This is a genomic window from Cobetia sp. PDI-12MA, assembly GCF_059507695.1.
Genome location: NZ_CM183351.1, coordinates 3,014,414 through 3,028,842 on the forward strand (window position 1 = coordinate 3,014,414; position 14,429 = coordinate 3,028,842).

Sequence of the window (14,429 nt, forward strand, 5' to 3'; positions counted from 1 at the left end):
ACGCTTGCGCCAGAGAACTGCCGCCCCATCACGGGTCGTCAGCACGCTCACCGAGGGATGCGTCATGCCTAGTTTCAACGACCTGACCAGTGCCTGCGCCGAGGAATGGCGTGACTATCTCGAGCACGACTTCGTTCGCCAGCTGGGCGAAGGTCGTCTGCCGGAGGAGTCCTTCCGCCATTACCTGCAGCAGGACTACCTGTTCCTGATCCACTTCGCGCGTGCCTGGGCGCTGGCCGCCTACAAGAGCCGCACCCTCGCGGAGCTGCGTCAGGCCACGGCCAGTCTCGACACCATCCTCAATACCGAGCTCGATCTGCATATCGGCTACTGCAGCGAGTGGGGCATCAGCGAGGATGATCTGAGCGAGCTGCCGGAATCGCGCGCCACCCTGGCCTATACCCGTTACGTGCTCGATTGCGGCCAGCGCGGCGACCTGCTCGATCTGCACGTGGCGCTCGCGCCCTGCCTGATCGGCTACGGCGAGATCGCCGAGTGGCTGCTCGATCAAGACACCACCGAGATCGAGAACAACCCGTACGCGGACTGGATCGCGATGTACTCAAGCGATGACTTCAAGGAAGCCGTCGAAGCCGAGCGTGAATGGCTGGATGCGCGACTCTCGGAGGTCTCGGAGCGTCGACTGGGTGAACTGGTCGATGTCTTCCGTGACGCCACGCGACTCGAGATCGACTTCTGGCAGATGGGTCTCGATCGCGCTTGAGTCATCACAGACTGACGTCCCGGTGCTCGCCATGAGCCGCTCGGGATGACGCCATCCCCCATGGATGGCACGACTGACAGGCCAACAGAGCCTGGATGAGAGAACGCTCCCCGGGGCAAGCCTGACGCTTCGGGCAACACACTCTCGCATTGAAATCTGCACACGCTTGACGGGGTGCCGGTGGAACCGGCTGAGATCCTGCATGCATGCTTCGCCGCCCTGACGCGCGAGCTTGCCAGCAAGGGGTCCCGTGGAACCTGAACCGGTTAGGACCGGCGTAGGAATCAAGCTGATGGCCAGCCGCTGCGCGCGGCCGCCTCGCTCCCGGGCCACCTGTTGGCAAGGAGTCGGCGACGACCATCCTCTCCCTGCGCACGGTCTTCCCATGATGACGTCAGCCGTGACGTCGCCCTTTGAGGAGACCTGCATGAGCACTGCCCCGACAACACAAGACCCGCAAGCCACCAACGCCGCCGAGTCACCGCTCGCCTCGCAGCCTGAGTCTGCCCCCAAGGCACGCGCGCGCGCCGTTCGCAAGGATGGCAGCCGCCACCTCGCCAGCGAAGCACAAGTCGACGCCGCCGCCATCGCGCCGCTGAGCGGCTCGCGCAAGATCTATATCGAAGGCTCCCGTCCGGACATCCGCGTGCCGATGCGCGAGATCGTCTGCTCTCCGACCCAGACCTCCAGCGGTCTGGAAGAGAACCCGCCGATCGTCGTCTACGATACCTCCGGCCCCTACACCGACCCGGCGGTCGAGATCGATATTCGCCGGGGTCTGGCACCGCTGCGCGAAAAGTGGATCGAGGAACGCGGTGATACCGAACAGCTCAATCAGCTGAGCAGTGAATATGGCCGCGTGCGCCAGGCCGACCTGCGCCTGTCGTCACTGCGCTTCGAGCTGGACCATCGCCCGCGTCGTGCCCTGCCGGGCAAGAATGTCACCCAGCTGCACTATGCGCGCCAGGGCATCATCACGCCGGAGATGGAATACATCGCGATTCGCGAGAATCAGCGTCGTATCGCGCTGCGTGAGGAATATCAGGGCAGCGAAGCCGTCGAGAGCATTCTGGGCCACCAGCACCCGGGCCACAGCTTCGGCGCCAACCTGCCCGACGAGATCACCGCCGAATTCGTGCGTGAGGAAGTCGCACGCGGCCGCGCCATCATTCCCGCCAACATCAATCACCCGGAAAGCGAGCCGATGATCATCGGCCGCAACTTCCTGGTGAAGGTCAACGGCAACCTGGGCAACTCGGCGGTCACCTCCTCCATCGAGGAAGAGGTCGACAAGATGACCTGGGCGATCCGCTGGGGTTCCGACACCGTGATGGACCTCTCGACCGGCGCCAACATCCACGAGACCCGTGAATGGATTCTGCGCAACTCTCCCGTGCCCATCGGCACGGTGCCGATCTATCAGGCGCTGGAGAAGGTCGATGGCGTGGCCGAGAACCTCGATTGGGAGATCTTCCGCGACACGCTGATCGAGCAGGCCGAACAAGGCGTCGACTACTTCACCATCCACGCCGGCGTCCTGCTGCGCTATGTGCCGCTGACTGCCAGTCGCGTGACCGGCATCGTCTCGCGCGGCGGCTCGATCATGGCCAAGTGGTGTCTGGCGCATCACGAGGAAAGCTTCCTCTATCGCCACTTCGAGGACATCTGCGAAATCTGCAAGGCCTACGACATCAGCCTGTCGCTGGGCGATGGCCTGCGCCCGGGCTCGGTGGCCGATGCCAACGACGCCGCCCAGTTCGGTGAGCTCGAGACGCTCGGCGAGCTGACGAAGATCGCCTGGCAGCACGATGTCCAGGTCATGATCGAAGGTCCGGGTCACGTGCCGATGCACCTGATCAAGGAGAACATGGACAAGCAGCTCAGCGAGTGTGACGAGGCGCCCTTCTATACCCTCGGTCCGCTGACCACCGACATCGCCCCGGGTTACGACCACATCACCTCCGGCATCGGTGCCGCGATGATCGGCTGGTTCGGCTGCGCCATGCTCTGCTACGTGACCCCCAAGGAGCACCTGGGCCTGCCCAACAAGGACGACGTCAAGACCGGCATCATCACCTACAAGATCGCCGCGCATGCCGCCGATCTGGCCAAGGGCCATCCAGGCGCGCAACGTCGTGACAATGCGCTCTCCAAGGCACGCTTCGAATTCCGCTGGGAAGACCAGTTCAATCTGGGCCTGGACCCGGACACCGCGCGCAGCTTCCACGACGAGACGCTGCCCAAGGACTCGGCCAAGGTCGCCCACTTCTGCTCCATGTGCGGGCCGAAGTTCTGCTCGATGAAGATCACCCAGGAAGTGCGTGATTACGCCAATGAGCATGGCCTGACCGGCGATGCCGACAGCGTGATGGCCGGCATGCAGGAGCAGGCAGACAAGTTCAAGCGTGAAGGCAGCCAGCTCTATCAGGAGGTCTAGTCAAGCGCCTGACGGCGCACAGGGAAGCTGACTTGCCAAGCGACACAAAAAACGCCCCGACCAGTGATGGTCGGGGCGTTTTCGTCACATCCTGCCAAACGCTCATGACATCTCATGAGCGTGACAGAAGGCTCACGTACGGCTGGTGACTTCCAGCAGGTGATAACCGAACTGGCTCTTCACCGGGCCCTGCACGGTGTTGATCGGGGCGCTGAACACGACTTCGTCGAATTCCTTGACCATCATGCCCGGGCCGAAGGCACCCAGGTCGCCGCCACTGCGGCCGGACGGGCAGGAGGAGTGCTCGCGAGCGGCATCAGCGAAATCGCGGCCGTTCTCGATTTCGGTCTTGAGAGCTGCACACTGTTCTTCGCTGGAAACGAGAATATGACGCGCTGTGGCCTGTGCCATGTCTATCACCTGTCACTGATCGAATAAATGCCGTCGGCAATCACCGGCGGCGTGGCAGGTCATTGTGGCCCAAGGCAGCGCTCGCCGCTAGCGTCCTGCACAGACCCGGCGCTGATACTGGATGGCATCGAGATCATTGCTGCCGAGCAGTGCCGCCGTGGCAGCGTTGCATTCCGCCTCAGCCAAGTCATCGGCAGCGGAGGTTTCCGCCCACTGGATGTTGCCGACACTGGGCCGGTAACTGACCGCAGCGTTGCATGCCATGCGCCGCGTACTGTTGTAACGCTGCGAAGGCAGAGTCGGAGGGTTGCTGGTCATTTCCCGGCACGTCGAGGCAAACATCTCGCTGGCTGCCTGACTGCAACGGGTATGGGCCATGGCATTCTGGCGCTTGTTGGCACACACCGAGTCATTGAGAACACGCCAATGCAGGGTATCGAAATCGATCACCTGCCCTTGATAGCGGGTCTCGACATGCTCGCGCTGAAGCCCTGCTGTCGTCGTCAGATGCGAGGCGACACCCTCACCGAATTGCCCACTCAAGCCCGAGACCGCATCCATTAACGCTGCCAATGCCGCACTGACAGAATTCATCACACACTCCTTGTGTTGATGCCTCCCGGCATACGCCGCCGGGGAGCCTTGCTCGATCATCAATGACCGTCACTTATGGTGACATGACCTGATAGCGCTGACTCATGACGAGACTGATAACGCCGACTGACAGCACCGGCGCACTCCCAGCGACATTACCCGTACACCGTCATCATTGCCTTAACGCTCAAGGGGAGGGTGCCAACGCTCCCCTTTCCAGCAACGAGTAATCAGATTCAGTACCCCAGACACGCGAACGCCCACCCGGAAGACCGGGTGGGCGTTGGGGACGCTCGCCTGAGAGCGTCGGCAGCAGTCGCTTACTTGGCGACTTTCTGCATAGCCTCGGAGGCGGACTTGGCGTTGCTTTCTGCCAGTTCCTGACCTTTCTTGGCGTATTCCTGGTTCAGCTCGACCACTTTCTGGGTGTCGTTCTGCAGCTTCTCGCCCAGAGACTTCACGGTTTCCTGCTGCTCCTTGACGAAGTTCTTCAGACCTTCACTGTCCTTGATCTCGAGCATGGAACGCGCCTGGGTCAGGGAAGCATCAGCATAGGACTTGGTCAGTTCCATCTGTGCGCCGATCAGCTTCTCGCTGTAATCGATGCTCAGGGCGCTGAACGCACGCAGCGGAGACAGGAACATATCGTCGAACTGCTGAGCGGACTTCTCGAAGTTGGCATTGAACATGTAGGCACCCTCCAGGGTATTGGCATCACGCTGAAATGAACCGGAGCCTTGCTCCGTTCGATTATCAGGATTGAACCGGGCTGGTGCACCGTAGTGACCGAGCCATCATTGTCAAGCCGTCACTATCAAGCCGTCACGGTCAGATAGTGCTATCGACCAGGTTCCATCCTCGCTGCAACGCAGCATAAGACAGTCTTTGTTGCACCGCAACATCAAAAACACTGCAACGACTGGCCTGTACGCCCTGGTTGATGCAGTCGCTTGATTGCACTGGAGAAAAACAATCAGAAACCAGAAAGAAAATTGACGCCCTGAGCTCCCGTCACGCCATGCACCGCGCCCTTGAGCGCCAGACTGGCGCCATAGGCCTGGGGCACAGGACCGGAGTCAAATACAACGCCGTGCTACTGCCTTACTGGGCTGAGGCGTCGCGACAGCGTTTGCAGAGCAGGCGCCCGCCCAGCGCACGTGCCTGTTCTGACTGGCGACAGAAGTCGACACTCTGGGAGGAAAGCCACCGCCGACAGCCCTGGCAGCGCGGCAAGCCTTCCTCATCCTGCGACCGGGCAGAAGACACGCCCTGCTGATTGCCGGGCGCAGTACCCTGTTGCTCGCCTGCCCCTTGCCGGCTCGCGGAGCCTTCCTGGCTGCCCTGCCCCGGATCCTGGTGCCCGGGCTGCCAATGTGCAGCCTGCAGCCCTCGGCCCCCGAAACCACACTGTCGCTTCAGAGCAGCCGTGGATGTCACGCCACGCTGGACCGCCAGCGTCGTGTCGTCCGACGCCCCCTCCATGTCATCGGACTCTGCCGCCATGACAGCGCTTTCGCCTGAGGTCCGCGACTGCCCTTCAGGCGATAGAGGCGGTTGCCATAGATAGGCCAGCGTGGACACCGGAGTGGCACCACCGCCCTCCGGCGAGCGTGTGTCAGCGGCCAGGCCCAGCTCCGCCACCCAATCGGTATTGGGGGCCACATGCCGGGTCGCGATGGCGCGCCCCAGCTGGCGCAGGCGGCGTTGATCGAGGCGATGGGTAAAACTGCGCAGCCGAGTCACGTAAGCGGTCTTGCTGCTTACCTGCAGGCACTGACGCTTGAGGCGCGCGAAGGACAGCAGCGCACGACTGTCGACGATGTCTTCCGGCGGGCGACTGACCTGAGCCGCATCAGCCACCACGATGCGATAGCGCAATTGCGGCTGCAGCGTCATCCCAAGACGCACAGGCAACAACGAGGAGGCCTCCAGCCATTGCACGATGGCGCGACTGCGCTCAGGAATCGTCTGCAAGGGACAAGGCGTCACGGCGTGCGCCATGACGCCATCTTCGTCCGCGGGAACCTCGCCCTCCTGCGCGACTCGCCCATCATGAGCCAACAGCTCACCGAAGGGGGTGATCGAGAGCGTCAGATCAAAACAGGAGGCGTCCAGCACCCAGACCTGCATGAGGCTGTTGATCAGCAGGTGATCGATCTCGATCACGCCCTCTGCCTGGGCCAGCCTCACATCATGCAGCACGACCCAATCATCCCGCGTCCCCAACAAGGTATCCAGCTGGCTTGCCAGCGCACGGCGACGAGCCTGACGGGCACGTATCGCGCGCAGCGCCTCCAGCACCTTGTGGCGCTCGGGCGCGGCAAGCGCAGCATCCTGCGCCAGCACCTCGAGCACCAGCAGGTCATATTCCCGTGAATCACAGTCCTTGATCAGCATGGGCGCCTCTGAATTAGAGCATTCATATATAACTCAGTGTAGTGCTCTATTCGCAATCTTTCTTGCCTCGGACTTCGCGGAAAAATCCGCCAGCGGATAGCAGTGACGGAGACTGAGGATCATCACTCCTGCCCTGGTCGGGGAGCGGGCTCCCGGTAGGGCAACATTGCCGTCACCTGCTGACGCGCCTTGCTGAGCCAGCGCGCCTCCTCCTCGACCGCCTCTGCCACCGCCTCCTGAAGCCCGGGATGCATCAGCCAATGCAGCGACCCGGTGGCATACGCCGCGAAACCGCGGCTGATCTTGTGCTCCCCCTGAGTGCCGGGGTCGAAGCGCTTGAGCCCTCGCTGTAGACAGAATTCGAGCCCCTGGTAATAGCAGACCTCGAAGTGCAGGCAGTCGGCATGCACTTCGCTGCCCCACCAACGACCATACAGGCAATCATTGCCGATCAGACACAAGGCTGCCGCTACCGGCGTGCCCTGCTCATCACGCGCCTGCACCAGCAGCAACCGCTCGGGCATGCTGCGCCTGAGCTGCTGGAAGAAATCGAGCGGCAGATAAGGCCGCTGCCCGCGCTCGAGATAGGTCATGCAGTAGCAGCGGTAGAAGGCCTCGATATCATCAGAGCCAATCTGCGCCCCCTCGAGCCTTGCCAGCGTGAAGCCTTGCTCGGCGACCTTGCGCCGCTCGCGACGGATCTCCTTGCGCCGTTTGGAGCGCAGACTCTCAAGCCAGGTGGCAAAGTCCGGCTCGCCGCGTGACTGCCAGTGATATTGCATCCCGGGACGCGAAATCAGCTCCGGAATCGCCGCCTGCCAGTCTTGCCGCTCCTCTGCCGAGACAAACAGCAGATGAAACCCGCTGTGCTCATAGCGACGCAGCGCGCTACCCGGCTCAGCCGCGGGCGCGATGCCGGCCTTGAGATGCGGCCACAACCACTCAAGCAAGGCACGCCGGGCGGCGGGCGACGTCAACTGCGGCGAGGTGACAAGGCGTGGGCCGTCGCTGGGAGTGAACGGTACGGCAGTCAACTGCTTGGGGTAATAGCGCCCACCGGCCTGCTCCAGGGCCTCCGCCCATTGCTGGTCGAACACATATTCGCCACGCGAGTGCAGCTTGAGATAGCGCAGCAGCCCCGCCAGCAAGCGACCTTCAGCATCTCGCACCACCAGATGGGCAGGGTGCCAACCACTGGCGGCGCTGGCCGCACCGCAGCTTTCCAGCGCGCTCAGATAGGCATGCTGCAGAAAGGGATATCCATCGCCTGCCAGCGCATTCCATTCACTGGCGGTGACGGCATCGAGGGAACCCAGCACCTCCAGACGCCAGCCCTGTTTCTCTGCGGCATCTGCGGTGCTCGCAGCCTGCTGCTGGTCTGGCGCCGCCCCTGTCACCGCCTGAGCTGCCTCATCCTCTGCCTGCCATCGCCCTGTCACCGTACTCTCCTCATGGTCTTGCCATGCCCACCGCTGGTGCAGACATGCCGCATATCCCAGGACATGCTAGTGTGTCGTCATGATGCAGGACAACGAGACCCACATGACAGAGACTCCCACGCCGCCCGACGACACGTCCACGAGCGGCACACAGACCCGGGGGAGCGCTCAAGAGTCCTCCCAAGGGCCCTATGCGCCAACCCCGCCCGCGCAGGACACTCATGCCAGCACGAATCTCATGGCAGTAGCCGCCTTCGCCCTGAGCGTGCTCGGCTGCCTGCTCGCACCTGCGGCTCTTGGTGGCGTCGTGTGTGGCCACATCGCGCGCAGCCAGATCCGCTGCAGTGGCGAAGCCGGTGACAGCTGGGCCCTGGCCGGTCTGATTCTCGGCTACTTGCTGATCGCCCTGTCGCTGGCCGGCCTGCTGATGTTCGGCGGCATGATGCTGACCATGTTCGGCATCATGGCCTTCAGCACCTGACCTGCGCCTGGGCACTCCGGCTTGAACGTGCAGCGCGCCTGCACGGATAATGCGCCGACATTGCTTCCCCGTGCCAGCGGGACATGCCTGCCTCTCGCAGCGCCTGCCCTGCCAGCGATTCCGGTTCCCCCGAGCCGCCTTGATACTGAGCGAGCCTCGATGTTGTACTCGATTCTCGATAATGATTTCTACAAGTTCACCATGCAGAACGCCGTGGTGAAGCTGTTTCCGTATGCGCGCGCTCGCTACGCCTTCATCAACCGTGGCGAGCATTCGTTCCCGCCGGGGTTCGGCGAGGCCTTGCGCATGGCGGTGGACAGCATGGCCGAACTGGCATTGAGCGTGGAAGAGAAATCCTTCCTCGAGCTTCACTGCCCCTTCCTGGACCCGACCTATCGCGACTTCCTGGCGGGCTTCCGCTTCGATCCCTCCGAAATCACCATCACCCAGACCGGTGATGAGCTGGAGGTGCATATCGAAGGCTACTGGTATCGCACCATCCTGTGGGAAGTCCCGCTGATGGCGATGATCAGCGAGCTCTGGTATCAGCTGGGCGGAGATCAACGCGACAGCGATCAGGCCCTGCGCGACAGCACCCTGGCCAAGATCGAGCACTACAAGCGACTCGGCATCCGCGTGGCGGAATTCGGTACTCGTCGTCGGCACTCCTACGATGTGCACGACAAGGTGGTCGCGGGCCTCAAGGACCACGGCCGTGGCTGCTTCATCGGCACCAGCAACGTGCACATGGCGCAGCGCCACGGCATCAAGCCGATCGGCACGCACGCCCATGAGTGGTTCATGTTTCATGCCGCGCGCTTCGGCTTCAAGATGGCCAACATCCTGGCGCTGGAGAACTGGGTCAAGGTCTATCGCGGTGACCTGGGGATCGCCCTGTCTGACACCTTCACCAGCCAGGCCTTCTTCAAGAGCTTCGACAAGAAGTTCGCCAAGCTGTTTGACGGCGTGCGCCACGACAGTGGTGATCCCATCGAGTTCGCCGAGACCACCATCCGTCACTATGAGTCGCTGGGGATCGACCCCAAGACCAAGACCATCGTGTTCTCCGATGGTCTGGACACCGACAAGGTCGATCGCATCGTGCGCTACTGCGCCGGGCGTATCGGCATGTCATTCGGCATCGGTACCAACTTCACCAATGATGTCGGCCCGCAGCCGATGAAAATGGTGATCAAGATGACCGAAGCCCGCCCCGAGGGTCAGGAGTGGGTGCCGGTGATAAAGCTGTCGGATGTCTCGAGCAAACACACCGGCGACCCCGACATGATTCGTCTGGCGCACCAGGTGCTGTCGCTCAAGGAGCTGGATTGAGGCGCGCGCTCAGCGATCGCTGAACGCCCTGCCATGGCCTCCTGCCAGAGATCTTGAAACAGGCTGATGAAACAGCCTCTGGAAAAGCCCCATGAAAAAGCCCGCCCGGAAACTTCCCGGGCGGGCTTTTTCATGTCGATCACCTTCAGCACCGGTGACGGCGGCTCAGGTCTCGACGTCTCAGGTCTTGCAGCTCAGGTCTTGCAGCTCAGGTCTTGCAGCTCAGGCCTTGCAGCTCAGGTCTTGCAGCTCAGGCCTTGCAGCTCAGGTCTTGCAGCTCAGGCCTTGCAGCTCAGGCCTTGACGCATCAGGTCTTGACGGATTTCTTCGGTGTCTTGAAGACCTCATTGAAGAGGTTGAGCATGACCTGCCACGAAGCCGAATCCGCGGCCGCGTCATAGCCCAGCGGCAGATCGTACCTGGCCGCCTTGGCATCCGACTCCGGATTGGTGAAGGCGTGCCTGGCGCCCGGATACTGGATCAACGTGGTGCGCGTCTCGAGTGACTGGAAGGTCGCGACCAGCTTGTCGAGATCCTCCTGCGGCACCAGCGTATCTGCCGCGCCATTCTGGATCACGACCCGGCCGGCAAACGGCTCGGGCTCCGTCACGGCAATCGACGGGCTGCCATGGAAGCTGACGACCGCCTTGAGCGGCGCTCCGGTCAGCGCCATGTTGAGCACCACGGCACCGCCGAAACAGTAGCCGATCGCCGCCATGCGCTCGCCATCGACCTCCGGACGTGAGCGCAGCACCGCCAGCGCCGAATTGAAGCTGGATTCGGCCTTCGGCCAGTCACTCATCACCGCAGAGGAGAAGGCACCGGCTTCCTTGGGGTGCTCGGCCGTGCGCCCACCGCCATACATGTCGACGGCCATGACCACGTAGCCCAGTCCTGCCAACTGTTCGGCGCGCTTGCGGGCGTAGCTGTTCAAGCCCCACCACTCATGCACCAGCAGGATGCCGGGTCGGCGCCCCTGCGCCTTGGCATCGCGTGCTATCAGGCCTACGTGCTCCTCACCATTGGCTCGATAGGTCACCGTCTCCGTCACCACCTGCGGCCCCTCGAGACGATTGACCAGCGGTGCATCCTCGGCGGCCATGGCCTGTCCGGCGGAAAATACCGACTGCGCAAACAACAAGGTGCCAGCGCACCAGCCACGTAACATTCGCATCGCCCACTCCTTGTATGACGTGATCCACTTGCATGACGCGATCCACAACCCGAGACATCGGCTGCAGGTGTGTCCGGTTGATCACCGGCGTTGACTCAATTGTCCTCGTTCAAGGACTGCGATGCCAGCACCACCCGATCGCGACCACTGCGCTTGGCACTGTAGAGCGCCATATCGGCACGGTGCAGGTAGCCATCCCGGGTCTCCCCCGGCTGGGGTGTCGCTACTCCCATGCTGATGGTGCAGCGCAGTGTCAACGACTTGAAGCGCACCTCCAGCGCCGCGATCTGCTGTCGCAGGCGCTCGGCCATTCCGACACCGGTGGCGGTACCGGCATCGGTGAGCAGGACGGCAAACTCCTCGCCGCCAAGGCGCGCAAAGCAGTCATCGCGCCGCAGTTGGGCACGACATGTCTCGCCAAGACTGATCAGCACCTGATCACCCGCCGCATGGCCGTGAGTGTCATTGACACGCTTGAAGTGGTCGATATCAAACAGGATCAACGCCATCTGCTCCCGCGATGACGAGCTCAGCAGGGTATCGAGCGTGTCGAGGAAGCTGGCTCGCGTCATGGCGCCCGTCATGGCGTCCGTCATCGCCTCATGCTCACGGCGCTGTTCGACCAGCTTGCGCTCATGAATGTTGCGTGACACCGACAGCACGCGCTGATAACGCCCGGTGACGGGGTCCATCGAGGGCGTCGAGATCGACTCGAACCACAGCGTATGCCCGGCCTTGTGCTGGATCCTGAAGTCGATTCGGAATACCTCGCCGAGACAGGCGGCACGATGGACCTCCTGCGCGATGCGCATCATGTCATCGGGGTGGATCAGCTGCTTGATCTCCTGGCCGATGATCTCCTGAGGGCGATAGCCGCAGAGCTTTTCCACCGAGGGGCTGATGTACTGGCAGATGCCGTGGGAGTCCTCGATGCTGACCAGATCGCTGACGGAGTTGAGGATGAAGCGATAGCGCTCCTCGCTCTGGCGCAGCTCATCCTCGATACGGTAACGGGCGGTGGCATCGTCGCAATAACCATTCCAGATCACGCCGCCCTCGGGGGAGTCGATCATCTGCGGCAGCCCGACACAAGCCAGCCTGCGTTCCTGACCATCCGGATGCTGATAGCGTATCTCCGCCTCCCAGGGCGATTGCTGCCGGGCACTGGTCTGCAGTGACACGAGCAGCTGCTCTCTCTCGTGACCCGCGATGCGCGTCAACAGCAGCATGGGGTCGTCGATGACGGCCTGCGGGTCGAGCCCCAGCACTTGCGAGGCGACAGGTGATAGGTAGGTATAACGCAGCTCGCCCTCCTGGCTCAGGCGGCACTGGAAGAGGACGCCGCGCATCTGCTGGACAAGGTTGTCCAATTGGCGCCGATGCGCTTCGCGCTGGGTGACGTCACTGAGCTTGCCGAGCACGGCGGTGACCTCTCCCGCCGGAGAGTAGCTCAGCTGCATGTCATCCTGGAGATAGCGCTTGCGCCCATCCACATGCACGAAGGCGTAACACAGACTCAGACGACCATGGCGCTCCCGCACGGCCTCACCGAAGCGCTGCTGGCAGGTGGTTAGCTCATCCGGCACCAGCCGGGCCTGCCAGAGGCCCGGGCTTGCCATCAGCAGATCATGTGAAAGCCCGGTGAGCGCCTCGCTGCCTGCCGACAGATACTCCAATTCCTCTGGCGGCCATTCACCACCGGTCGCGTAGTGCGCGCCGGGCGTCTCATCCACCCGCCGCGCCAGACGCTGCTGTTGATCGACCACATGTTCGAGACGTTGATGTACCTGCGTGATGTCGCGCGCCATCACGGCCACCTGACGCCCCTCGTCGGCGAGTGAGCGCCCCAGACTGACCATCTGCACGGACAACCTGGATTCCCCCCGCGGCAGCGACAGGCTGATATCGCATTGCCAGGGGTCGGCTCTCTCCAGGCTACGCAGGACATGTGGAAGGTAGAGATACTCAAGCGAGAGGCGGGAATGTGCACAGGCCGCGTCGTGATAGAGGTGCCAGGCCGGGTTGGCATGACTGATCACCAGTCTTTCATCCTTGAGCAACAGGATCGCCATCGGGTCACGACTGCGCACCATCATCAGACGATAGGCACGTTCCAGCTGCTGCTCCTGCTCATTGGCCTTGTCACGCTGCGTGATATCCGTCACTCGACCACACAGCGGATGCCCAACGCCGGAACTCCACAGACATTCCTCGAGCAACAACAGCTGCCCACTGCGGTCGCGCATGCGATACGTCGTGCGCTCGACCTGCCCCATCGAGGCGCGAAAGTCACTCAACCGCTGCCGGTCGGCGGTGATCACCAGCGAAAGCCAGAGCTCCGGCTGCTTGAGAAAATCCCGCACCGTATATCCCAGCAGGCGTTCCGCCGCTGCATTCATGGCAATCAGGCGCTGACCATCAGCACTGAGCGTGAACAACACATCTGCCACGACAGCATAATGATGCTGCAGCAAACGACTATCCGCGAATGATTCAGCCAACGTGAAACCCCTTTTCTGTCATGCAGCTTGCCCAAGAATGCCCTATCCATGACGCTGGCAGCCAGCAGCACCCCCAACGCTTGGTTGCGCGAAGATCCGGGCAGATGACGGCTTATGAACGACTGCGACCTTTCCTTCTTGCGTCTGACTATCACTCTTATCGGCAGCGGACGCGCAATGTTGTGGGCGAATATCACGCAAGCGGCGCCCAAGGGGAAAACTCATGCATGCAAAAAGCCCGAAGCATAAGCTTCGGGCTTTTTGGGGACTCACCTTGATCAGACCTGCCCTTGAGCGGAGCTGGCATGGGAAAGATCTAGCCTTGCGCGGAACGCGGCATGGCATCGTCGATGAGCGCAGAAGAAGACGGGCGGGAAGACGCAGCACGAGAGGTCACCGGTTCGGAGCCTGACGGCGAGGCATCAGGTGTTCCGCTGCGGCCTTCGTTGCTTTCGCCAGCCGGCTGGGCAGTCGCGCGCGAGGCCTTGCGCTTGTGACGCCGCGATTGCCTGCTGTCCTTGTCCTGCCGGGCCGAAGGCGCCTTGACCGGCAGCCGCGCTCGCAGGTGCTCGAGAAGCGCGCGAAAATCATCCGGCTCCATGCCGATGCGCTCCGCTGCGGCACTTTCCTGCCATAGCACATAGATCGCCGGCTGCTCACGCCCCAGGTCCATACCCACGACCTTGCCCTCGCGCTGGGTACGCGGGTCACGCAAGGTAGCACCGATCAATTCATGAGCTTCGCGGATGGCATCGTGCATCTGAGACAGCCTGCTGTGGAAGTCGAGATAACTGCCGGAGAGTGTGCGGCAGTGTGGCAATACCTTCCCTGAATTGCGCACAACAATGGATCACTCACAGGCCATATGACCGCCTGCATGATTTGACGTTGTCATGACCTGGCTCACCGATGGACGCAAGGCCAACAGATGCGAAGTGT

At 62.3% G+C, this 14,429-nt stretch carries 12 protein-coding genes and 1 riboswitch; of the genes, 4 read left to right on the top strand and 8 right to left on the bottom strand.

All coding sequences use genetic code 11. From position 1 onward, the window contains the following. The first annotated feature begins 64 nt into the window (after positions 1–64). The gene (gene tenA, locus AC5WNI_RS12885; RefSeq protein WP_043331406.1) at positions 65–724 is read left to right on the top strand and encodes a thiaminase II; all 660 of its coding nucleotides are present in this window, start codon (positions 65–67) and stop codon (positions 722–724) included. Positions 725–884: 160 nt separating this feature from the next. Further along, a riboswitch (TPP riboswitch) is annotated at positions 885–1,025 on the top strand. Between the two features lie 126 nt (positions 1,026–1,151). Continuing rightward, complete coding sequence (gene thiC, locus AC5WNI_RS12890) at positions 1,152–3,161, top strand: phosphomethylpyrimidine synthase ThiC (RefSeq protein ID WP_175088511.1); 2,010 nt, start codon at positions 1,152–1,154, stop codon at positions 3,159–3,161. 132 nt (positions 3,162–3,293) lie between these two features. Here the strand turns inward: thiC and AC5WNI_RS12895 are convergent, their stop codons facing one another. From AC5WNI_RS12895 to AC5WNI_RS12915, 5 genes are all read right to left on the bottom strand, one after another. Next, entirely contained in the window at positions 3,294–3,572 is a 279-nt protein-coding gene (locus AC5WNI_RS12895) for a peptidylprolyl isomerase (RefSeq protein WP_495928545.1), read from the bottom strand. An 87-nt stretch (positions 3,573–3,659) separates the two neighbouring features. Then, the gene (locus AC5WNI_RS12900; protein WP_153636380.1) at positions 3,660–4,166 is read right to left on the bottom strand and encodes a hypothetical protein; all 507 of its coding nucleotides are present in this window, start codon (positions 4,164–4,166) and stop codon (positions 3,660–3,662) included. A gap of 320 nt (positions 4,167–4,486) precedes the next feature. Continuing rightward, positions 4,487–4,855: a phasin family protein gene (locus AC5WNI_RS12905; RefSeq protein WP_175088510.1), complete on the bottom strand. Its 369-nt coding sequence runs from the start codon at positions 4,853–4,855 to the stop codon at positions 4,487–4,489. 412 nt (positions 4,856–5,267) lie between these two features. After that, the gene (locus tag AC5WNI_RS12910; RefSeq protein ID WP_175088509.1) at positions 5,268–6,563 is read right to left on the bottom strand and encodes a nuclease-related domain-containing protein; all 1,296 of its coding nucleotides are present in this window, start codon (positions 6,561–6,563) and stop codon (positions 5,268–5,270) included. Positions 6,564–6,685: 122 nt separating this feature from the next. Beyond that, a complete protein-coding gene (locus AC5WNI_RS12915; protein ID WP_282627758.1) occupies positions 6,686–8,002 on the bottom strand; it encodes a GNAT family N-acetyltransferase in 1,317 nt (438 codons plus the stop codon). A 238-nt stretch (positions 8,003–8,240) separates the two neighbouring features. On the opposite strand from AC5WNI_RS12915, the gene AC5WNI_RS12920 reads away from it, so the two are divergent. Then, on the top strand, positions 8,241–8,483 hold the full coding sequence (locus tag AC5WNI_RS12920; protein ID WP_175088508.1) for a DUF4190 domain-containing protein: 243 nt from the start codon (positions 8,241–8,243) through the stop codon (positions 8,481–8,483). 159 nt (positions 8,484–8,642) lie between these two features. Continuing rightward, a complete protein-coding gene (pncB, locus tag AC5WNI_RS12925) occupies positions 8,643–9,815 on the top strand; it encodes a nicotinate phosphoribosyltransferase (protein ID WP_175088507.1) in 1,173 nt (390 codons plus the stop codon). A 307-nt stretch (positions 9,816–10,122) separates the two neighbouring features. Here the strand turns inward: pncB and AC5WNI_RS12930 are convergent, their stop codons facing one another. The 3 genes from AC5WNI_RS12930 to AC5WNI_RS12940 all read right to left on the bottom strand — a co-directional run bounded on the left by AC5WNI_RS12930 (position 10,123) and on the right by AC5WNI_RS12940 (position 14,250). Next, on the bottom strand, positions 10,123–10,989 hold the full coding sequence (locus tag AC5WNI_RS12930; protein ID WP_254626978.1) for a dienelactone hydrolase family protein: 867 nt from the start codon (positions 10,987–10,989) through the stop codon (positions 10,123–10,125). Between the two features lie 95 nt (positions 10,990–11,084). After that, on the bottom strand, positions 11,085–13,490 hold the full coding sequence (locus tag AC5WNI_RS12935) for a PAS domain-containing protein (protein WP_175088506.1): 2,406 nt from the start codon (positions 13,488–13,490) through the stop codon (positions 11,085–11,087). 316 nt (positions 13,491–13,806) lie between these two features. Next, positions 13,807–14,250 carry a hypothetical protein gene (locus tag AC5WNI_RS12940; protein ID WP_175088505.1) on the bottom strand — a complete coding sequence of 148 codons (444 nt, stop codon included), beginning with the start codon at positions 14,248–14,250 and terminating at the stop codon, positions 13,807–13,809. Between the last annotated feature and the right edge of the window lie 179 nt (positions 14,251–14,429).

What these genes read in the sequence shown, in the direction of transcription:
- tenA (WP_043331406.1), top strand. Translation starts at nt 65, where the DNA reads ATGCCTAGTTTCAACGACCTGACCAGTGCCTGCGCCGAGGAATGGCGT.
- AC5WNI_RS12900 (WP_153636380.1), bottom strand. Translation starts at nt 4,166, where the DNA reads ATGAATTCTGTCAGTGCGGCATTGGCAGCGTTAATGGATGCGGTCTCG.
- thiC (WP_175088511.1), top strand. Translation starts at nt 1,152, where the DNA reads ATGAGCACTGCCCCGACAACACAAGACCCGCAAGCCACCAACGCCGCC.
- AC5WNI_RS12930 (WP_254626978.1), bottom strand. Translation starts at nt 10,989, where the DNA reads ATGCGAATGTTACGTGGCTGGTGCGCTGGCACCTTGTTGTTTGCGCAG.
- AC5WNI_RS12895 (WP_495928545.1), bottom strand. Translation starts at nt 3,572, where the DNA reads ATGGCACAGGCCACAGCGCGTCATATTCTCGTTTCCAGCGAAGAACAG.
- AC5WNI_RS12940 (WP_175088505.1), bottom strand. Translation starts at nt 14,250, where the DNA reads ATGCACGATGCCATCCGCGAAGCTCATGAATTGATCGGTGCTACCTTG.
- AC5WNI_RS12905 (WP_175088510.1), bottom strand. Translation starts at nt 4,855, where the DNA reads ATGTTCAATGCCAACTTCGAGAAGTCCGCTCAGCAGTTCGACGATATG.
- AC5WNI_RS12910 (WP_175088509.1), bottom strand. Translation starts at nt 6,563, where the DNA reads ATGCTGATCAAGGACTGTGATTCACGGGAATATGACCTGCTGGTGCTC.
- pncB (WP_175088507.1), top strand. Translation starts at nt 8,643, where the DNA reads ATGTTGTACTCGATTCTCGATAATGATTTCTACAAGTTCACCATGCAG.
- AC5WNI_RS12920 (WP_175088508.1), top strand. Translation starts at nt 8,241, where the DNA reads ATGGCAGTAGCCGCCTTCGCCCTGAGCGTGCTCGGCTGCCTGCTCGCA.